Source organism: Bradyrhizobium sp. (genome assembly GCF_019242285.1).
GTDB lineage: Bacteria > Pseudomonadota > Alphaproteobacteria > Rhizobiales > Xanthobacteraceae > Bradyrhizobium.
Window position 1 is genome coordinate 1 of record NZ_JAFAVV010000543.1, and the last position, 19,995, is coordinate 19,995.

General features: G+C 63.9%; 21 protein-coding genes and 1 pseudogene. 12 read left to right on the forward strand and 10 right to left on the reverse strand.

What is annotated here, in order from left to right; translation table 11 throughout:
• Positions 1-625: ArgE/DapE family deacylase (locus JOY90_RS21900; RefSeq protein ID WP_291693199.1), on the reverse strand; the 625-nt coding region annotated here is incomplete at its 3' end.
• Positions 626-749: 124 nt separating this feature from the next.
• On the opposite strand from JOY90_RS21900, the gene JOY90_RS21905 reads away from it, so the two are divergent.
• Both JOY90_RS21905 and JOY90_RS21910 read left to right on the forward strand, forming a co-directional pair.
• The gene (locus JOY90_RS21905) at positions 750-899 is read left to right on the forward strand and encodes a hypothetical protein (RefSeq protein WP_291693200.1); all 150 of its coding nucleotides are present in this window, start codon (positions 750-752) and stop codon (positions 897-899) included.
• Positions 900-913: 14 nt separating this feature from the next.
• Positions 914-1,171: a DUF6719 family protein gene (locus tag JOY90_RS21910; protein WP_291693201.1), complete on the forward strand. Its 258-nt coding sequence runs from the start codon at positions 914-916 to the stop codon at positions 1,169-1,171.
• Positions 1,172-1,174: 3 nt separating this feature from the next.
• Here the strand turns inward: JOY90_RS21910 and JOY90_RS21915 are convergent, their stop codons facing one another.
• The 3 genes from JOY90_RS21915 to JOY90_RS21925 form a co-directional block, all read right to left on the reverse strand.
• The gene (locus tag JOY90_RS21915; RefSeq protein ID WP_291693202.1) at positions 1,175-2,371 is read right to left on the reverse strand and encodes a serine hydrolase; all 1,197 of its coding nucleotides are present in this window, start codon (positions 2,369-2,371) and stop codon (positions 1,175-1,177) included.
• 138 nt (positions 2,372-2,509) lie between these two features.
• Positions 2,510-2,884, reverse strand: coding sequence for a hypothetical protein (locus JOY90_RS21920; protein ID WP_291693218.1), 375 nt, complete (start codon positions 2,882-2,884; stop codon positions 2,510-2,512).
• Positions 2,885-2,924: 40 nt separating this feature from the next.
• Positions 2,925-3,080 (reverse strand): hypothetical protein, encoded by a 156-nt coding sequence (locus tag JOY90_RS21925; protein WP_291693203.1) that lies wholly within the window; start codon positions 3,078-3,080, stop codon positions 2,925-2,927.
• Between the two features lie 30 nt (positions 3,081-3,110).
• Here JOY90_RS21925 and JOY90_RS21930 point away from each other — a divergent pair, with 30 nt between their 5' ends.
• A complete protein-coding gene (locus JOY90_RS21930) occupies positions 3,111-3,665 on the forward strand; it encodes a hypothetical protein (RefSeq protein WP_291693204.1) in 555 nt (184 codons plus the stop codon).
• An 18-nt stretch (positions 3,666-3,683) separates the two neighbouring features.
• Here the strand turns inward: JOY90_RS21930 and JOY90_RS21935 are convergent, their stop codons facing one another.
• A complete protein-coding gene (locus JOY90_RS21935) occupies positions 3,684-4,223 on the reverse strand; it encodes a CreA family protein (protein WP_291693205.1) in 540 nt (179 codons plus the stop codon).
• 196 nt (positions 4,224-4,419) lie between these two features.
• On the opposite strand from JOY90_RS21935, the gene JOY90_RS21940 reads away from it, so the two are divergent.
• From JOY90_RS21940 to JOY90_RS21970, 7 genes are all read left to right on the forward strand, one after another.
• Positions 4,420-6,225, forward strand: coding sequence for a L,D-transpeptidase (locus JOY90_RS21940; RefSeq protein WP_291693206.1), 1,806 nt, complete (start codon positions 4,420-4,422; stop codon positions 6,223-6,225).
• Positions 6,226-6,258: 33 nt separating this feature from the next.
• Complete coding sequence (locus JOY90_RS21945) at positions 6,259-7,911, forward strand: hypothetical protein (RefSeq protein WP_291693207.1); 1,653 nt, start codon at positions 6,259-6,261, stop codon at positions 7,909-7,911.
• Between the two features lie 78 nt (positions 7,912-7,989).
• A complete protein-coding gene (locus tag JOY90_RS21950; protein WP_291693208.1) occupies positions 7,990-8,553 on the forward strand; it encodes a glutathione peroxidase in 564 nt (187 codons plus the stop codon).
• 173 nt (positions 8,554-8,726) lie between these two features.
• Positions 8,727-9,704 (forward strand): polysaccharide deacetylase family protein, encoded by a 978-nt coding sequence (locus JOY90_RS21955; protein ID WP_291693209.1) that lies wholly within the window; start codon positions 8,727-8,729, stop codon positions 9,702-9,704.
• A 63-nt stretch (positions 9,705-9,767) separates the two neighbouring features.
• Positions 9,768-10,280 carry a dihydrofolate reductase gene (locus JOY90_RS21960; RefSeq protein WP_291693219.1) on the forward strand — a complete coding sequence of 171 codons (513 nt, stop codon included), beginning with the start codon at positions 9,768-9,770 and terminating at the stop codon, positions 10,278-10,280.
• 108 nt (positions 10,281-10,388) lie between these two features.
• The gene (locus tag JOY90_RS21965; RefSeq protein WP_291693210.1) at positions 10,389-11,024 is read left to right on the forward strand and encodes a DUF6338 family protein; all 636 of its coding nucleotides are present in this window, start codon (positions 10,389-10,391) and stop codon (positions 11,022-11,024) included.
• Positions 11,021-11,212: a hypothetical protein gene (locus JOY90_RS21970; protein ID WP_291693211.1), complete on the forward strand. Its 192-nt coding sequence runs from the start codon at positions 11,021-11,023 to the stop codon at positions 11,210-11,212. The genes JOY90_RS21965 and JOY90_RS21970 overlap by 4 nt, the downstream gene beginning before the upstream one ends.
• A gap of 31 nt (positions 11,213-11,243) precedes the next feature.
• On the opposite strand, the gene JOY90_RS21975 is transcribed toward JOY90_RS21970, so the two are convergent.
• The 5 genes from JOY90_RS21975 to blaOXA all read right to left on the reverse strand — a co-directional run bounded on the left by JOY90_RS21975 (position 11,244) and on the right by blaOXA (position 17,157).
• A complete protein-coding gene (locus JOY90_RS21975; protein WP_291693212.1) occupies positions 11,244-11,693 on the reverse strand; it encodes a DoxX family protein in 450 nt (149 codons plus the stop codon).
• Positions 11,694-11,897: 204 nt separating this feature from the next.
• Positions 11,898-14,207, reverse strand: a complete 2,310-nt coding sequence (locus JOY90_RS21980) for an NADP-dependent malic enzyme (RefSeq protein ID WP_291693213.1) — start codon at positions 14,205-14,207, stop codon at positions 11,898-11,900.
• Positions 14,208-14,977: 770 nt separating this feature from the next.
• Positions 14,978-15,223, reverse strand: coding sequence for a hypothetical protein (locus tag JOY90_RS21985; RefSeq protein WP_291693214.1), 246 nt, complete (start codon positions 15,221-15,223; stop codon positions 14,978-14,980).
• Between the two features lie 493 nt (positions 15,224-15,716).
• Positions 15,717-16,130: a nuclear transport factor 2 family protein gene (locus tag JOY90_RS21990; protein WP_291693215.1), complete on the reverse strand. Its 414-nt coding sequence runs from the start codon at positions 16,128-16,130 to the stop codon at positions 15,717-15,719.
• Between the two features lie 196 nt (positions 16,131-16,326).
• Positions 16,327-17,157, reverse strand: coding sequence for a class D beta-lactamase (gene blaOXA / locus JOY90_RS21995; protein ID WP_291693216.1), 831 nt, complete (start codon positions 17,155-17,157; stop codon positions 16,327-16,329).
• A gap of 241 nt (positions 17,158-17,398) precedes the next feature.
• Here blaOXA and JOY90_RS22000 point away from each other — a divergent pair, with 241 nt between their 5' ends.
• Together JOY90_RS22000 and JOY90_RS22005 are read left to right on the forward strand one after the other, a co-directional pair.
• Positions 17,399-18,292, forward strand: a complete 894-nt coding sequence (locus tag JOY90_RS22000; protein ID WP_291693217.1) for a LysR family transcriptional regulator — start codon at positions 17,399-17,401, stop codon at positions 18,290-18,292.
• Between the two features lie 403 nt (positions 18,293-18,695).
• A pseudogene (locus JOY90_RS22005) lies at positions 18,696-19,995 on the forward strand (hypothetical protein); the annotation flags it as partial.

Here is a 19,995-nt window from a genome sequence, read left to right on the forward strand (position 1 = left end):
TCACGCCCACCTGGGATCGCACCATCTTTCCGCCGGTCGGCTCGGGAATGAAACAGGCATCGGCACGGTAGCCGCGCTGCAACGTCGACAGCGCGCCAACTCCGGTGCTCTCCTCCTCGATGACGGACTGGAAGTGGATTCGCCCCGTCGGCAGAAACCCGGCGGCCCTGATCGCATCGAGCGCATAGAGCGCGCCGATCGTGCCCGACTTCATGTCGCAGGCGCCGCGGCCATACATCCGGCCGTTCTTGACGGTGGGCGAGAACGGCGGCGTCTCCCACATGTCGAGCGGTCCCGTCGGCACCACGTCGCAATGGCCTTGCAGGATCAGCGACTTTCCCTTGCTGCTCGCCGGCCGATAGGTGCCGACCACGGTCCGCGCCTTGGAGAAATCGTGCTCGATCGGGCCGTAGCCGCGCAGATCCTTCAGCGCGTCGAGGTCGATGTGCCAGTCGTCGACCTCATAGCCCCGCGCCCGCAGCAGGTCGCCGATCATGTCCTGGCATGGCCCCTCGGCGCCGCGGGTCGAGGGAATCGCGACGAAGTCCTTCGTGGTTGCAAGCTGGGCATCGAAGCCGGCATCGACGGCGTCGAGAATTCGTTGCGCGGTTTCATCGCTGATCATCGTCCGTATCGCTCCCTGTCTTGCTTTCGGATCAAACCACATCTCGACCGCACCACGCACCGCCTTTCAGAATCGCAGCCATGCCCCTACAGTGCAGCCGGACCGATTCCGAGCGGAGCAAGGCATGAACAACCGCAATGTCCTGTATCTGATCATCGGCGCGCTGGTGGTTGCGGTCGGGGTGCTCGGATACAATCTATATCAGGCCAGGAAGGAACCGGACGGCCTGCAGATCAACGTCGGGCCCAACGGACTGAAGATTCAAAACAAGTGAGGCTCGCTTCCCGAATGACGGCTCGCCACTCGCGCTTCGGCCTGCTCGTCCTGATTGGCGTGAGCTGCTACGCGCCCGCCGCTCATGCGCTGTCGCAGCAGGTCGCGCGCGAGCAGGATATCGTCAATCTGAGACTGGGCCAACGCTACCTTGTCGACGATGGAACCTGCCCCGCGGGCCAGGTCAAGGAAGTGTCCGGCGCCAAGATGATGCCGACCGGCGTGCTGGCGGCGAAGAAATGCGTGCCGCGCGTGGGACCGAAGACCAAGTAGCCCCTACCAGCTGCCATAGACCCGAACCACGCCGCGCCAGAGCGCGTCGCGCTCGCGACCAAGCGGTAGTTGACCGACGTTGGCGGTTTTTGCAGCGGCCGTCATCACCAGCACGAGCTTGAGCTCGGGATCGACGAAGATCGCCTGACCGTAGACGCCGAGCAGGGCGAACCGCCGCTTTTCGCCCGGGAACAGCCAGAACAGATAGCCATAGCCGAAATAAGGTGTCGCCTGCCGTGGCGCGAAGGCGTGGGGCTGCCGGTGCCATTCGGTGGCGTCGAGCAGATAATCCTTCGGCACGATCTGCTTGCCGCCGGCCATGCCGTCGTTGGCGAGCAGCATCCCAAGCCGACCATAGTCGCGCAGCGTCGCGTTGAAATTGCCCGAGCCGCTCACCGTGCCGTCAGGCGCCTTGGCCCATGTCGCGTCGGCCTCGGCGCCCATCGGCTGCCACAGCCGCGACGCCAGGTAATCGCTGAGCGGCTGCCCCGTGACCTCGCGAAGCAACAGCACCAGGCTGACCGGCTCGGAAGACGCATAATGGAAACGCGTGCCCTGCTCCACCTCGCGCGTGTCGAACTGGCAGAGCGCCACAACCGAATCCTTCCGGTAGCGGGTCTTGTTGAAGCGGCTCAGGTCGTCTTTGCCGTCATAGACCTCGCTGAACGGCACGCCGGACGACATCCGCAGGATGTTGCGAATCGTGGTCTCACCATAAGGGCAGCCCTTGAGCCTTGGCACGTATTTCGCGACGGTGTCATCGAGCGAGCCGATCCGCTCCTCGGCGAGCGCGATGCCGATCGCGAGGCTGACGATCGACTTCGCCATCGAGTGCGAGACGAAGCGGTCGCTCGGCTTGCGGTCATATTGATAGCGCTCGACAAGCACCTCGCCATCCCTGATCAGAAGCAGGCCCGTGATGCGCTCGCGCGCGAGGAAGTCATCGATCGTCAGCGTCTGGCCCTCGAACCGGTACTCGATCCGCGGCATCTGCGCCGCGTTCGGCAACGGCAAGGACGCGGCCGGCCTGTCCAGCGTGTCATGCGGCAGGATGTCGTCGAGATGGCTGAAGGAGCCGACCCGGACATGCTCGTCGTAGTACCAGTTGGAAGGACGGCCGATCGGATAGCCTTGCGCCCTGCCGAGCACATCCTCGTCGGGCGCGCCCAATGCCGGTCCCGCCAAGGCAGCAAGCGCCATGCCGTACAGCGCGCCTCGCCCACACCGCATTCGTACTGAGCTCCGGAGGAAAACGCCGCAGCCCTACAACGGCACGGCGTGCCTGTCGAGGTCAGGTCGGAAGCAAGGTCGCCATCGCCGCAATACGGATCGAAACGATCATTGCGCCGGCTCGAACATGCATTGCAGGGTCGGCCGGGCGATCTTGGTGAAAGTCGCGCCGATCTCGGACCGCTTGGAAATCGGGACCCACTGGTTCTCGATGGTCGGCACGCCGGTTTCGCTGATGCCGCGCAACAGCGCCTCGCGAAGATCCGCATCCTCCACGACGGCCGCCGCATGATCGTGCAGGCAGCCGCAGACTTCCTCAGGATGCGCCCAGCGCCCGAGCATATGGGGCGCGCATTGGCGAACGAAATCGGTGCGAGGATCGGTCAGCGTAAGCACCGGCCGAAAGTGTGCCTGGGCCTGAGCGGATGGTGCGAGTGCGATGTTTACAAGGAAAGCGGCGGCAGCGATGCGGGCAACGAGCATGATGGCAACTTGACGGCTGAGCTGACGTTCTTGTTCTTCGTTAGCGTGCGGCAACGATGACCGCCTGTGTCGCCGCCACCGGCGGTCCGCCATAGGCAAAGGTCCCAGCACCGGGCAGCCCGCCTTCGGCCGAACCGGCCATCGATGAACCGGCCAACACCAAGACCAAAGCGAGGATCAGGCTGACGGTGCGCATGAAACGGTCTCCGGTGTCCTTCATCCGACGGTGTCCGCCGTTCTTGTTTGGTCGCTTCTTAATCGTCCGCCGTTTCCGGAGTTCTGCAAAAAAAGCGAAAAATGGTTTCGTCGGAACCGAGAAATGTTTCGTGGGCAGCGCTTCGACGAAACAATTCCAGAAATTGTTCAATATTTTCAGCGGTTGTACGATGGGTCCGTCGGTCGCGACACTCCGGCCCGCTGGGCACGGGCAGAACAGCCGAACCCGTCGTGTCAAACGGTCCGAAAGGTGCTATTTGTCGTGTCGCATCATTTCGCAATGATTGTGCGTTACACTCTGTTTCATCATGGGATGGCAGTCATGGGTGGTGACCACAGCGTTGTTCGTAATTTCGCAAATTCAGCGCCCAGCACGGCTTCTACCGAGGCCGATCGCATCAGCGTCGCCAGCCGGGCGGCAACCTCCCCTTCCCCGTCCGCAGCGAAGCTTTGCGGCGCGATGTCCCAGCAGCGCGGCGATTCCGGTGTTCACTCCCAGCCGCAGGAATTCGTCCGGCTGATCGGCTGCCGCGACCCCAAGGCGAGGAAATCGGCGAAGCGGTAGCCGCTGTCGCATCAGCCGCTACTGAACGAAATCCCCGCATTTCTGGATCGTCGTGTCCCCGGGCCCCCAGGGCATGATCGGCACCGTGGAGGTCGAATTCTTCGGCGAGCCTTCGATCAGCTTGTCGGAATAGACCATATAGACCAGCACGTTGCGCTTGGCGTCACAACCGCGCACGATTTGCATTTTCTTGAAGAACATCGAGCGCCGCTTCCGGAACATGTCCTCGCCCTGCTCCACTTTCTCCCTGAAATGGATCGGACCGACTTGCCGGCAGGCCAACGAAATATCCGAAACCTCCTCGGCGAGGCCGAGCCAGCCCGTGAAACCGCCTTTTTCGGGCACGGTGAAGTGGCAAGCGACGCCTTCCACCTCGGGGTCGTCGATCCCATAGGTCGCGAGCTTGTCGTTCGGAGTCATCAACTTGAACACCGTCGAGCGGCGGAAGATCAAATCTGGTTCATCGGCGGCAAAAACCTGCGGCACCGGCCAGGTCAGCCATGCAAGCAGCACGAATGGCAGGCATCTCAGCCACAGGCATGAGGCTCGGGATGTCATGGGCAGTCTCCGTTGACGGGCTGCACTATGTAGGCGTGGCACCATCTCGCCGGAAGTCCGTTGACAAGGTGGCCGTTAATGCAATGTGAGGCTTTTTTGCTACGGTTGATGCGAAAAGTGCAGCGCCCGGGATCGTAAAGCTGTTGAACGCATAAGTCGTTTATAACAGTAAGGCCGCGTAACCGAGGATTGTGGAATGACGGGTGTAAACGGGCTGGGTGTACCGCTGCTTCGTGGGCGGTTCTGGTGCATGGCCGTCGTGGCTGCAGCCGGCTCGATCAGCGCCTGTCAGGCCCAGGGGGCACTCTATTACTGGTATGGCGATGATGGGGGCTACAGCCGGCCGGCCCCTCGGTACCATACGCGACAGAATGCGCATCGTCACACTGGAAAAAAGACCGAAACCGCGCTGAAGGAGTCGGCGGCAAAGCCCCAGGGTCCCCTGATCATTGCCGTCTCCGTCAGCAAGCAGCAGGTGAAAATCTACGACGACACCGGCGTGTTCGCACAGGCGCCGGTCTCCACCGGGATGGCCGGCCACGCCACGCCGATGGGCGTGTTCAGCGTCATCCAGAAGCAGAAGTGGCATCAGTCCAACATCTACAGCGGCGCGCCGATGCCCTACATGCAGCGCATCACGTGGTCCGGCGTCGCCATGCATGCCGGGGTGCTGCCCGGCTATCCCGCTTCCCACGGCTGCATCCGGATGCCGGCGGCCTTTGCGGTCAAGATGTACGGCTGGACCAGGATGGGCGCCCGCGTGATCGTTGCGCCCGGCGAAATCGCGCCGGAGAGCTTCTCGCATGCGCTGCTTCCGGCGATGAAAGTGGTGCCCCAGCCCGCCGTCGCGCAGGACCCCCCGATGCCGGCTACGCCAAAGGCCGACAAGGGTGCATCGCTTGTGCCAGTGGCAAATTCTCCGATGACGTCGGAAGCCAGGCTGGAGCTGAGGCCGACGGTCGGCCATGGCGATACTGCCAAGGCCGACGCAGGTGCAGCCTCCTCGCCGCTGCGCTATCGAAGCCATACCGCCGACGCCAGCGGCAATCTGCTCAGTTCCCTGACCCTGTCGGATGTTTCCTCGACGAGCGTTGCGATGGCGCGCGCGCAGGTCGCTGACGCCGATGCTATTCCGCCGACGACGAAGGACAGCCCCGACCGCAACGATCCCGTGAACGATGGCCAGCCGGCGCAACAACAGGCCGGGACCGATGCCGGCGCCAAAGCGGTCGAGACGCCGGCAAAGGCGGATGACGACAATGCAAAGTCCGAGCACACCGCGGGCCTGAAATCCGAAGAGAAGCCGGCCGACACCAAGGCCGATATCAAGGCCGATCCTTCGCAGACCCCCGCGCCGCGGGCCGATGCCGAGGCAGCTCCGGCGCCGTCCGCAGCCTCGAAACCGGACGCAGTCAAATCGGCAGAGGAGAAGCCGGACGGCGCCAAGGCGGATTCGGCACAGCCGACCGGTGCTCCCGACCCGAAGAAGGACCAGACGCGCATAGGCGATGCCGTGAAGCCCGCGCTTTCGATCCCGGAGATCCCCAAGGGCAAGGGTCAGATCGCGGTGTTTGTCAGCCGCAAGGATTCCAAGCTCTATGTCCGACAGAATTTCGCGCCGCTGTTCGATGTTCCGGTGACGATCGCGGCGAGCGACCGCCCGCTCGGCACCCACGTCTTCACGGCCGAAACCGACAAGACCGATTCCAACCTCCTGCACTGGTCGGTGCTTTCGCTTCCCGTTTCCGTCCGCAGTCTCATGCGCCACGAGGATGGTGAGCGCAGCTCGCGACACCGCAAGGACACGGAACCGGCGGAGGCAAAGCCGTTGCTGGTCCCCGACAGTCCGGCCGAGGCGCTCGACCGCATCACGATTCCGCCCGAGGTCATGACCCGGATCGCCGAGGCGATGACGGCGGGCGGATCGATCATCGTGTCCGACCAGGGCATCAACCAGGGCGAGACCGGCGAAGGCACCGATTTCATCATTTCCCTGCGCTAGCGCCGGTGCGGGCCGGCGGCTAAGACTGCTGGCATGACCGAGCTCCCCGCCATGGCGCCGACGGCCGCGCCTCGCTTTGCCGCCACCCGGGATGCGCTCGACCGCCTGACCTCGATCGGCTGGACCTGGGGTCTCGCAGCGATCCTCGCAGGCCTCGCGCTGTCTTTTCTGCTGTTCGGCTACGCCGTCGTCTACTGGCGCAACGCCGACATGGACTTCATGGTGATCTACAGCGCGCTTGCCATGAACGACAGCAAGCCGCAGCACTTCCTCGACCACACCGCCTATCTGACCATCGACTCGGTCAGGACCTGGTTCGCGCTGCTGCATGGGCTCGGATGGCTCGATGCCTTCACGCTGCCGGCTGTGCCGCCGGCCACCGACGCTGCCGGGTTCGACATCGCCATGACGAACGCCGTCCGCGCCGGCCGCGTCCTGGCGTTCCTGATCGCGGTTGGTTGCGTGCTGATCTTCGCTCATCTGATCCGCCGTATCGTCCGCGACTGGCGGGTGGCTCTGCTTGCGACCCTGGCCTTTGCGCTCTCCGGCGGCGTCGCCGTTCATTCGCGCATCCTGCGCAGCGAACTGGTGGCGGCCTGCCCGGTGATCTTCGCGCTGATGATCCTGATCGTGATCGGGCGCCGCGCCAGCGCGCTGCGTCCGGCCGGCATGGCGCTTGCCGCCGCGCTGTGCGTGATCGGGCTCGAGAACAAGGTGCAGGCGATCCTCCTGATCGGTGCGCTGCCGCTCGTGATCCTGCCATTCGGCGGCGAGGCGAGCGGAAGCGTGCTGTTCTGGAGGACCCGCAACGGCCTGCTTGCCCTTGCCGTCGCGGCCGCTCTCGCCCTCGCCGCCGGATACGCCGCATGGCCCCTGATCGCCACCGGCCTCGACCAGTCCTTGCTCGAGGCCGCGCGTTTCCATCCCCTGCTGCTCGGCCGCTTCGGCGTCTACCAGGTTGCGCTGGCGCTCCTGATGCTCGGCTGCATGCTTGTCTACGCCGCGATCTGGCGGGTGAGCGCGGCAGAGGCCATGACGTCGGCGTTCGCGGTCGTGGCCGGTGCCGCCCTTGCGCTTCTCCTGCTCGATCTCGACTACAACGCAGGCAACGTGATCGCCGTCGTCAATCCGCTGGAGAAGATGCTGACATTTGTCGACGCCGGCACCTCCGAGGTTGCGCACGGATCGAGCCTTGCGGCCCTGCTCTCGCTGCTGCTGCAAGACCTCGGCTCGGTGATTGCGCGCTACACCTTCGTGCTGCATTCCTCGCCGCGCCCGACCGTCTTCCTCGTCTGGCTCATCATCCCCGCCATCGTCCACGCATGGCGGACCGGCAAGCGGCAGGCGGCGCTGCAGGCGCTGGTGCTGCTCCTGATGGCGGTCGGCATCGACACGCTCGGCGTGCGGCGGGGATTGAAAGTCGAGTATTTCATCTTCACCGATCCGCTGGTCGTGCTGTCCGGTGCCGTCCTGCTCGACGCGATGCCGGACTTCCGCTTCCATAACTGGACCTATCCGATCGCCCTCACCCTGCTCGGACTGCACATAGCCGTCGGACAGGCCGAGCCGATCAAATACGCCTTCATGCGCAAGGGCCCGCAGTCGAGCTGCGAATGGAACGGCTATTACATGCCGCTGATGCCCTTGCCCTGGTGCCTGACGCCTTCGACCGCACAGCCGAAGTGAACGCGGCCATAACGGCAACTTGAGGGGCGGCAAGTTGCCGGCTGGGCTATCGTCGGAACAATGCGAGGAGATATCGCCATGTTGGACCGTCGAGCCGTGATCGCCGGCGCGTTGGGAATCATCGCGGGCCGTGCCGTGCATGCGGAGAGTGCGGTGAGCCGAATCACGGCTTACGCCTTCTCGTTCGAGGCGCTCGCCGGCGGCGATCTCCATCTCACCGATTACACCGGCCGTCCCCTGCTTGTCGTGAACACGGCCTCGCTGTGCGGCTACACCCCCCAATATGCCGGGCTGCAGGAATTGTGGACCGAATTCCGCGAGCGCGGCCTCGGGCTGATCGGCGTCCCCTCGAACGATTTCGGCGGCCAGGAACCGGGCGGCGCGCGGGAGATCGCGGAAACCGCCGAAGGGCAATACAAGATTACCTTCCCGATGTCGGCAAAGGCCCCCGTGCTGGGGCCGAACGCGCACCCGTTCTACCGATGGGCCGCACAGGCGCGGCCGAAGGAACTGCCGCGCTGGAATTTCCACAAATACCTGATCGGCCGCGACGGCTATATCGCCGACGTATTCCCCTCCGCGGTCGAACCGACCGACACCCGCATCAAGACCGCGATCGCGCGCACGCTTGCCGGGGCCTGAAAAAATACTGCGCGCCGTTAACCGGCTTCGCGACAATTCGGCCATGTTGTTGTCCATTCGTGGCCTTGGCGCTCGCGGCCTGACTAAGCTAGTATCGAACGGGGCGAGAATTCGGCTCGGGGACCACGAGCGAAAGCCGCAAGCGGCGGACCAGAATCGAGGGGAACAACGACATGCGTGTTGCGGCAGGATTGATCTTTGCGGTTTCGCTGTGTGCGCCCGGCCTCGCATGGTCGCAGAGCCAGCCTCTGCCGCCCGAGGGCGCGGCCATGTTGCGGGCTGCCCCTGCCTCTCCCGGGATGGCTGCGGCGCCGCTGCCCGCCGCGGCGCCCCCATCCGGCCAGGTCCAGCCCGCCCGGGCTCCCTGCAACAACCCCAATGCACTCGGCGTCGGCCGCACGCTGGAGATCGACACCACCGGCGGCCCCGGCTTCGGCTTCGAGCATTTCAAGGAGCTGGATTTCCTGCGCGACCACGAGGTGGTGCTGACCTTCGACGACGGCCCCTGGACGGAAAACACCCCGGCGGTGCTGAAGGCGCTGGCAGAAGAATGCACGACCGGCATCTTCTTCACGATCGGCAAGCACGCAACCTACTATCCCGAGATCATCAAACAGGTTTATGCCGCCGGCCACACCGTCGGCACCCACACCTGGTCGCATGCCGACCTCACCAGCAAGAAGCTGACCGACGACCAGCGCAAGGAAGAGATCGAGAAGGGCATCAGCGCCGTGAAATGGGCGCTGGGCGGCGTGCCGCCTGCGGCCTTCTTCCGCTTCCCCGATCTGCGGCATCCGCCGGAAATGGTCACCTATCTAGGCACCCGCAACGTCGCGATCTTCTCCTGCGATCTCGACTCCTTCGACTTCAAGGCGCGCAACGCCAAGCAGGTGGTCGACGTCATCTTCCGCAAGCTCGAGAAGCAGGGCAAGGGCATCATCCTGATGCACGACTTCCACAAGCATACGGCCGAGGCGCTGCCGGAAGTTCTGCACCGATTGAAGGCCGAGGGCTTCAAGGTGGTGGCGATGCGCGCCAAGGCGCCGGTGCAGTCGCTGCCACAATACGACGACATCATGATGAAGGAGGCCAAGCTGCCGACGGTCAGCCAGCGTCCGGTCTCCAGCGTCGTGACCGAAGTTTCGCAGTAACCTTGCCGAGGCCTCGTGGCGGCGTTCCGCATCGAAGGCTATGTCATCGTCTCGGCGGACGGCATGCTGGCCAATGCCGACCGCGAGATGCCGGACACGTTGAAGTTCGAGGGCGACAAGCAGTTCTTCACCGCGGCGCTCGATCGCGCTGACCTGATCGTGCACGGCCGCCATTCCCATGAGGGCCAGCCGAACTCGCCGAAGCGCCGGCGGATCGTGCTGACCCACGGGACCGCCGCGCTGGCTCGCGATCCCGCCAATCCCAATGCGACGCTGTGGAATCCGCAGGCCGCGAGCTTCGAGCAGGCTTGCGCGTTCGCTGGCGTTCCTTCGGGAACCGTCGCGATCATCGGCGGGCCCGACGTGTTCGACATGTTCATGGACCGCTACGACGCCTTCTTTCTGTCGCAGGCGCCGCATGTGCGATTGCCTGACGGCGAAGCTTGCTTTCCCGGCGTGCCAGCGCGCTCCCCGCAGCAGATTCTGGCGGCGCACGGCCTGATGGCCGACAAGCGGGAGGTCCTCGATCGGGCCGCGGACGTCACCGTCACCCCCTGGCGGCGCCCGACTCGGTGATGCGACCCCCGCTGGCTGGCCCGCCCAAAATGAGGCGCGAGCCGGCTTGATTATGAGTTCCCTATATGTTCTCATGGACGGTATATTCGTAGCTGCCGTCCAATGCCCATGAATCAACTTTTTCTCCAGCTCACCCTCATCCTGCTTCCCGGCCTTGTCTGGGAACGCATCGACGCGGCGTATGGACCGCTCCCCAACCGCACCGCATGGCACGTTCTGCAACGAACATTCGTTTTCGGCCTTGTCGCGTATCTCCTCGCCTGCGGTCTCGATCGCCTGCTCGACTCTGCTGCCAGCGGCATTCCGATCCTGCGTTGGGGGAGCGACGAAGCGCGTCTCGACGGCCATTCCGTGCAGCTCATCCTCTTCGTATCCGCGGCGTCGGTGCTCTTCTCGGTGCTATGGCTCTATGTCGGCACGCACCGCCTCATCGGCCGTTTCCTGCGCGCGATCGGAGCCACGAGAAAGCTCGGCGATGGAGATGTCTGGCATGCGACCTTCAACTCGGGCGGCCCGGAGGCGGAATATATCCACCTTCGCGATTTTCAGAAAAGGCTGATCTACGCCGGCTGGATCGAGGCCTTCTCGGAGGCGGAAACGCGGCGCGAGCTCCGCCTCCGCGACGTCGTCGTCTACGATTTCGAAGGCAATCGCCTGTTGGAGACACCGCGCGTCTACCTCGCACGAAAGTTGGACGATATCGATATCGAGTTTCCCTACAAGACACTGGAACAGACCAAATGAACTGCTACGAGGGCTACTACAAGGCCAACAGCCCGGCGCGCCGGCTCGTCACCAAGTCATTGCCGGAAGGCCGCGTCGTCAAGGGCGGACACAATCCTGCCAGGTCGCAAATCCGCCACCGGCCGGCGGCCCCTGCCCCGATCGATCGCAAGGCTGCTCCAACCGGTCCTTCCCGCAATGGATCATAGACTTCCTTCATCAAGCCGGCATTTCCCCCAGCTACACGTCGCCATAGGCGGCTTCGACGACCTTCGGTCCTCTGCCGTATCCGATGATCATGAACAGCGCGCCGACCAGCGAGAGATTCTTCAATGCATCGATCAGCATCTTGGCGTCCGGCGGCTGCTGGTTCCAGAAATCATGGAAATAGAATGTCACGGCGCAGACGAACAGAATGAGGAGAAATGCGAAGAAGCGCGCGCCGAAATTCAGCGCGATCATCAGGCCCGCGATGACCTCGAACGCGCCGACCGCGATGGCCAGCACCTGCGGGGTCGGCATTCCCGTCAAGCTTTCCAGTTGTGCGGTATAGGGCGCGAGCACGTCGGGAATGATCACCTTGGAGGCAATGCTGTCCGCGGTCGCCTGAACGGCAAACAGTTTCGATGCCCCCGTGTAGATGAAAAGCACGGCGAACAGAATCCGCCCGAACGTCATGAATGCTGGCATGGCAGGCCTCACTGATGGGATTTAGGGGCGAAGATCGCGGGGCAAGAGCATTATGGGGGCTCCGCGTTCGCTTTTCAAACGATCAAATGTAAGGCCAAGCGCGCACAACATGCGTAGGGAACCACGACATTTTCTTGACCTTACGGCGACCTCGATCCACCGGAACAAACAGCGTGATAGCAGTTCGTCACGATCAGATGAATGTTAGCTGAACAGGCTCGGCTGCTGACGCCCGGCACGCTCCTGCGCCTCGACCGCCGCCACCGCGGTCATGTTGAGAACACCGCGCGCGGTCACCGACGGCGTCAGGATATGCGCCGGACGCGCAGGCCCGATCAGGATCGGTCCGACCGGCACCGCGTCGGCCAGGATCTTGACCGTCTGGGCGGCAATGTTGGCCGCGTCGAGATTGGGCATGATCAGAATGTTTGCGACGCCTTCCAGCTCGGAATGCGGCAGCACCAGCTTGCGCGTCGCCTCCGACAGCGCGGTGTCGCCCTGCATCTCGCCATCGGCCTCGAGCTCGGGGTGATGCTCCTTCAGAAGCGCGGTGGCGCGGCGCATCTTGCGCGAGGAGTCGGTGTCATAGCCGCCGAAATCGGAGTGCGACAGGAAAGCGATCTTCGGTTTCAGGTTGAAGCGCTGCACATGGTTGGCCGCCAGCGCCGCCATCTCGGCGAGCTCGTCGGCGCTCGGGTTCGGCCGCACCTCGGTGTCGGCAATGAAGAACGCGCCCTTGCTCGTGATCATCATCGCCAGCGCGGCGAAATCGGAAACCCCGTGCCGATGGCCGATGATCTCGCGCACGTGGCGCAGGTGGCTCATGTAGCGGCCCTCCACGCCGCAGATCATGGCGTCCGCCTCGCCGCGGATCACCGCCAGCGCCGCGATCACCGTGGCGTTGGTGCGCACCACCGTGCGGGCTGCGTCCGGCGTCACGCCGCGCCGGCCGGCCACCTCGATATAGGACTGCACATAGGAGCGATAACGCGGATCGTCCTCGGGATTGACCAGGTCGAAATCGTGCCCGGCCTTGATCGAGAGCCCGAACCGCTTGATGCGCGTCTCCACCACCGACGGGCGCCCGACCAGGATCGGCCGCGCCAGCTTCTCCTCCAGCACCACCTGGGTGGCGCGCAGCACCCGCTCGTCCTCGCCCTCGGCGTAGATGATGCGCACCGGCTGGGTCTTGGCCTTGGCGAACACCGGCTTCATGACGAGGCCGGAGCGGAACGCGAAGCGCTCGAGCAGCGCGGTATATTCGTCGAAATTCCGGATCGGCCGGGTCGCGACGCCGGACTCCATCGCCGCTTTCGCCACCGCCGGCGCGATGCGCTGGATCAGCCGCGGATCGAACGGGCTCGGGATCAGCGAGCCTGGCCCGAATCCCTGGGTCTCGCCGGCATCGAAGCCGCGCGCCACCACGTCCGACGGCGGATCGCGTGCAAGCTGCGCAATCGCGTCGACCGCGGCGTGCTTCATCTCCTCGTTGATCGCGGTGGCGCCGACATCGAGTGCACCGCGGAAGATGAACGGGAAGCAAAGGACGTTGTTGACCTGGTTCGGGAAGTCCGACCGGCCGGTGCAGATCATGGCGTCGGGGCGCGCCGCGCGCGCCTCGTCGGGCATGATCTCGGGGTCCGGATTGGCGAGCGCCATCACCAGCGGCTGGTCCGCCATCTCCTTGACCATCTCCGGCTTCAGCACGTTCGGCGCCGACAAGCCCAGGAAGATGTCGGCGCCGCCGATCACGTCGGCGAGCTTGCGCTTGTCGGTGTTCTGCGCATAGGCGCCTTTCCAGCGGTCCATCAGCGTGGTGCGGCCTTCGTAGACGAGGCCCTCGATGTCGCAGACCCAGATGTTCTCGCGCCTGGCGCCAAGCGAGACCAGGAGGTTGAGGCAGGCGATCGCCGCCGCCCCCGCGCCGGACGCCACGATCTTCACCTCGGAGAGCTTCTTGCCATTCAGCAGCAGCGCATTGGTGATGGCGGCGCCGACGATGATCGCGGTGCCGTGCTGGTCGTCGTGAAACACCGGTATCTTCATGCGCTCCTTCAGGCGCGCCTCGATCTCGAAACACTCCGGCCCCTTGATGTCCTCCAGGTTGATGCCGCCGAAGGTCGGCTCCAGCGCCGCCACCGTCTCCACCACGCGATCGATGGTGTCGGCGGCGATCTCGATGTCGAACACGTCGATGCCGGCGAACTTCTTGAACAGCACCGCCTTGCCTTCCATCACGGGCTTGGAGGCCAGCGGCCCGATATTGCCGAGGCCGAGAACGGCCGTGCCGTTGGAGACGACGGCGACGAGGTTGGCGCGTGTGGTCAGCGCCGCGGCCTCACCCGGATTCCTGGCGATCTCCGTGCAGGCCGCCGCAACGCCGGGGGAATAGGCCAGTGCCAGGTCGCGCTGGTTCGCCAGCGGCTTGATCGCCTGGATCTCGAGTTTGCCCGGCCGTGGCAGCCGATGGTAGGCCAGAGCCGCGGAATGGAGATCTTCCGAATGGGACGACATGCATGCTCCAGCGAATCCTGCCGGCCGGAAAATCCTGATTTCGTCAGGCTCGAATGAGCTCCGCCGGATCGAAGACGCATGTGAAGCATGCACAGGTGCCTTCACGCAATATCCGAGACGGCTCGGATCAACAGCTCCGGGAATAGCGAGCGACGAAATCGGCGCACTGGCGTCATTCAAATGGTACCACTTTGAGGTGAGCGCAGGTCCGCGGTCCCGCGACGCGTTCACGCCCGGGTGCAGCGAACAACTTGGCGGCCCTCGAAAATCGAAGAGGGCGCAGGGAAGACCGGATGCCCATCGCACCCGCGGTCCGCGTGCAGCAAAGGTAGCACGCGGCAGAACCACAGGTACGGACGGATCAACCGGCCTTCCCTGCGCGATGGTTTTAACAGTGTCCTCCGTGCTCTCCCCGGGGAACGGGCTGTCTTGCCCCCGTCGCCCGCGTGATGCGAAGCATCATCGCGAACTTGACGCCAGCGTCGCGGCGCCAGGACCACACGGCTTTGCCGTCCGCGTAAGGTCACGCTCGTCTCGCATGCCTTCCGCGTCCATCGCATCCCCGCCCCACGTATCGTGACGATCGGCCGAAACGTCCCTCTTCATCGGGGCGGGATGCGCGAGAGAATCGTTCTGATTTGCCCGACGCGACAAGCACTGATCCGCGCATGGTGTGCATGCAAAAACTGCCCGTCGGGCAGGTCGTGCGCGAACGTGCAAACACCGAACACGCCATGGCTATCGAGGGCGATCCGACATATCGAGCCGTGTTACGCTTGTTTGGGGGCGGAGCGATCGCCTGGGCCTCGCGCTTGCCGGGCTTCGTCTGTCGTCTCGTCCTCCTCCATTTCCATCGCCCACATCATGTTCAGCGTGCGCGACACCGCCGCGGCACAATAGCCGCGCTCCTTCTTGTCCGGGTCCTCCCAGAACCAGTACATGCAGCCCGGTCCGACGCAGAAATTTCCGCGATAGCGCATCTCGCGCGCGTACCAGGGAAAGAATTTCCACAGCAAGCGCGACCTGAGCCAGTCCCGGTATGTCCACCGCCCGCGGTCGTGGATCCGCATGACACATGCCCGCATCCGGGCTTCGCCCGGCGGCAACATTCCGCGCATATCGAAAATCCTCGCACTCAGAATTCGAGAGAGAGGCACTCTAGTGCTTCGACTTGTCACCGAGGTGACGCGGCGCGTTTGGTGCACGACGCGCGAGCACAACTGCGCGTTAGAGTCACACGTGTCCGTGATCGCGCGCGGTGTGTCGCTCCAATCATCGGTGGCGCCGAAAGCCGCTCGCGTCCGGATCGCCTTGCAGTATCACCCAGCATGCAACAGCTGGACCCCGGCCTGATTCGGCTTCGGGAAGAAAGTCGGATCAGTCACGTCAAACGGCTGCCCCCGAGGGCGGCTCGGTGCTTACGGCGCATAAGCGGACGTCAGCCAGCGGACGGCCTCGGCGGAAGCAGCCGGAAATGACGCACGGCTGGCGGCTGATCAGCCGGAGGAATCAATCTGTGGCGGGCTCCGAGTGATGCTCGTGCGTAATGCGCCAGTTGCCGTCGACTTTTCGCAATCCCACAGTGAGCCTGAAAAGAAAGCCGTCCTTGTCCTTGGGGTTGCTGGACGAATCGGGTCCACACCACATGATGGCCACCGCGAAGGCGACCTCCGCACCCGCAGTAATGGCGAGTTCTCGGAAGTCAAAGCCTGCGCCAGGTTTGTGGTAGCGAAAAAACAGATCCCACGTCTGGGCGTACGCTTCGAGGCCTCTGCATTGAAGCGGCGGCGGAAGATCGAACATCACCATTTCTTGATCATGATGCGCGAGGATCGCCGGAAGATCATGACGGCGGACTGCATCCGCCCAGGCTTCGAGAAGGGTCTTGATCCGGATCTCTTCGGTGTTGGCGCGTTCAGACATGGCTTCGGTTCCTTTGCGCACGGTGCGACCTTGCCCTTTGCTTAGTGGATATTGGGAATGGGATGCTTCGGTATCGTCCGAACTATTGTTGTGAGGCTGGGTTGGCAAATCACGAATCGACGCATGAGCGCAACGCTCGCCAACCAGTGCACAGCTTGCGCGACATCTTCGCCAGTCATTGCTTGACCGCGTTCGTTCAGAGCACTGCAAGCTTCGACAACATCGCCTTGCCGATTGCGACGCGCTTCGGCACGTCCGTTGCAGCGCCGGGCATGTCGATGTTCAGTGAGAAGGCAAAGATCTTTCCGTCATGCTCGACCCAGCCGGTCCACCAGCCGAGATTCGGCGTACTGGAGAAGCGCCATCCGGTCTTGCCATAGAGCGTCTTGCCGTCCTTGCTTTCGAGCCGAATGATGTCGCGCGTGATCGATTGTGCGCGCGACGACGCATCGAGCTTCTGCTGCGCCAGCCGCGCAACGAAGCGGACCTGCTCGACCGCGCTGGTCTCCAGCGGACCGTCGAGCCAGAAGGTGTCGACGCTCTCGCCGGTCTGCCGGTTGCCATAGTCGAGGCGTGCGAGCCAATCGTGATAGCGCGCCAACCCGACGCGGCGGGCGATCTCCTGGTAGATCGGGATGGCGGACAGCGCGATCGCCTCGCGCATCGACATGTCCTTCTCCCATTGTTTGAACGGTTGCGGCTTGCCGCCATAGGGGATGATCTCGTTCTCGTCCTTCACGATGCCGGTCTCCAACGCGATGATGGTATTGGCGATCTTGAAGGTCGAGGCCGGAACGAGGCGTGTCTGCGCTCGCACCGGATTGACGAGGGTGAGGGAATCGCCCGCGACGTCGTAGAGCACGAAGGTTCCCGCGACACCGTGCTCCTTGAAGACGGCTTCGAGGTCGTTGCGTTCGGTCGAACCCGCCGTCAGGCTCCGCCCGCAGGCTATCAGCGCAATGCTGCCGATCGACAGTCGGAGCGCCGCACGGCGCGTAAGGGGGGCGATCGGTCCAACGAGCCTCATAGGTCAGCTCCTTATCTTCTCGCCGCGGCGTGAAGCCGTCCATCAGTCGAGCGCGAGCAGTTTGCTGCGGAGCCCCTACTAATTCAGTGGGTCTGGCGCGCACAGACGACAAATTGTAAGGATTGATCCCAAAAAAATTAGGGTACGCGGCATGTCCAAACCTCATTCGTCCAAGCCTCGTTCGTCCAAGCCTCGTTCTTCCAAGCCTCATTTTTTCAAGCCTCATTTGCCGCTCAACGCATTGCGCGCCTTCGAAGCCTCGGCACGGCATCTCAGCTTCACCAAGGCGGGCATGGAGCTGCGCGTCAGTCAGGCCGCGGTCAGCCACCAGACGAAGAGGCTCGAGGAGCGATTGGGCGTGACGCTGTTTCGCCGCCTGCCGCGCGGTCTCGCGCTGACCGACGAGGGACAGGCGCTGTTTCCGGCGATTGCCGAATCCTTCGACCGCATGCGCATGACGCTCGAACGGTTCGAGCCCGGCCATTTTCGCGGCGTCGTCAGCGTCGGCGTCGTCGGCACGTTCGCGACGGGCTGGCTGTTGTCGCGGCTGCCGGACTTCGCAGCGCTGCATCCGTTCGTCGATGTGCGCATCCAAACCAACAACAACCGCGTCGATCTCGCCGGCGAAGGCCTCGACTTCGCCGTCCGCTATGGCGACGGCTTGTGGCGCAGCACCGATGCGGTTTACCTCCTGGCGGCACCCTTGTCGGCGGTGTGTGCGCCGCAGATCGCAAAGCGTCTCAACCGCCCGCATGATCTCGCGGAGGAGACATTGCTGCGCTCCTACCGCGCCGACGAATGGCCGCGATGGTTCACCTCTGCCGGCATCGCATGCCCGTCGATCAAGGGTGCGATGTTCGATTCCTCGATCACGATGGCGGAAGCCGCCGCGCAAGGCGCAGGCGTCGCGCTGCTGCCCGTCGCAATGTTCACACGGGAATTGGCGGCGGGCCGCCTGGTGCTGCCGTTCGACGTCACTGTCGCGATGGGCGATTACTGGCTGACATCGCTGAAATCGAAGGTCGAGACGGATGCGATGCACGCGTTCCGAAGATGGATCGTGGCGGCAGTCGACACCAAACCGACCCTCGAAGCCGCCAAGGGCCGCCCGACCAGTGTGCAGCTCGGATCGTGATAATGGCTCCGGCGGTTGTGAATCTAGGTTTACGCAACCCTGTTTTCCTTGGCTCCGGCCGAAATAGGTCGGCGCGAGATCGCCCGTTCGCCCACGGCCGGAACTCGCGCTTGCCGGGCGGCAGCTGCGAGTGGTAGTGCAGTGCCGCGGAATGGCGGTCTCGGGAATGGGACGACACGCTCGCGGGTTTCCGGCTCCGTCGTTTCGCCTGGAGGTCACATTTCAGAATCCAGTTTCCCGCACCTCAATCGGAGGTGACGCACGTGCAATGGATTGGATGCTACGTGTGATCGCAACCCCGTGATGGCCCTCTCGCCGGCGGAAATTGACGTCATCCACCTGCCCGTCTCCTCCCATCATTCCTCCTTAAATCGGCACCGCGCCCCGCATCCGGAGTAACCGAATGAAAAAGATCCTGATCGGCCTCGCCGCCGTCATCATCGTCGCGGCGGCCGGCTTCTTCGGCTTCCAGTTCTACACCCAGCAGCGAATCGCGGCTCAGCTCGACGCGTCGTTCGAGCAGCTCCGCGGCAAGGGCGGCAAGGCGAGCTACGGCAAGGTGGCGTTCGACCTGCTGAGCCGCACGGTCACGATCGCCGACCTCGAGAGCGAATCGGCCACCCAGCCGCCGGTGCGCGTCAAGCTCGCCAATGTCACGGCTTCCGGCGTCGGCGAGCCGGACGCGACGCATTTCTCGGCCGATCGCATCGAGGCGGCCGGCCTGGAGCTCGACGTTCAGCTCGCGGCGCCGGCAAACGGGCACATCAGCTACAAGGCACCGAAAATCACCGTCAACGCCTATTCCGGTCCGAGCAGCCCGAGGCAGCAGACGTCATCGTCGCTCATTGACGTCTACCGGTCCCTGCTCGAGCAGTTTGCGGAGGTCAATGCGTCACAGGTGTCGATCCCGAACCTGACCGGCTCTCTCGACTTCAACGGCGCCGCAGGAGCGGCCGGCGATTTCACCTATTCGGATTTCGCAATGGAGAACATCAAGGACGGCAAGATCGCCGCCATGAAGCTCGCCGACATGACTTTCAATCTCACCATGCAGCAGGCCGGAAAGACCGAAAAGCTCACCGGCCACGTCGCCAACATCGAGTCGCATGATGTCGATTCCACGGCACTTGCCGCCGTCCTCGATCCCCAGAAGGCCGGCGATGACCAATACCACCGCGCCTATCGCCAGGTTTCGACCGGCCCCTACGAGTTCAGCGCGGTCGCAGGTCCGCACATGCGCATTGAGGGGATGAGCATCGAGGATGTCGGGCTGCGACCGTCTCGGCTGCAGATCCCCGCAATCCTGGCCGTGATGCCGCAACCCGGCACCACGCCGACTCCGGAGCAGGCGCGCGAACTCATCGACAAGGTCGCGGCGATCTACGAAGGCCTTCGGATCGGCAACGCCGAGATGCGTGGAATGTCGGTGGACACGCCGGAGGGGCCGTTCAAACTGGCCGCGATCCGCTACAGCCTGGACGGCGGAAAGGGCGACTTCGCGATCGACGGCCTTCAGGCCACGACGTCGAAAGAGCCGTTTCAGGTTGGGCATTTCGCGCTGAAGTCCCTCGACATCGCAAACCTCTTGCGCGTGTCGTCGCAGTTCACGAACCCGGCGCAACGGCCGGGCCCGGAGCAGGCCCTGCAGCTCCTGACCGCGCTCGGGGGCGCCGAGGTCAAGGGCGTCACCGCGCCGTTCAAGC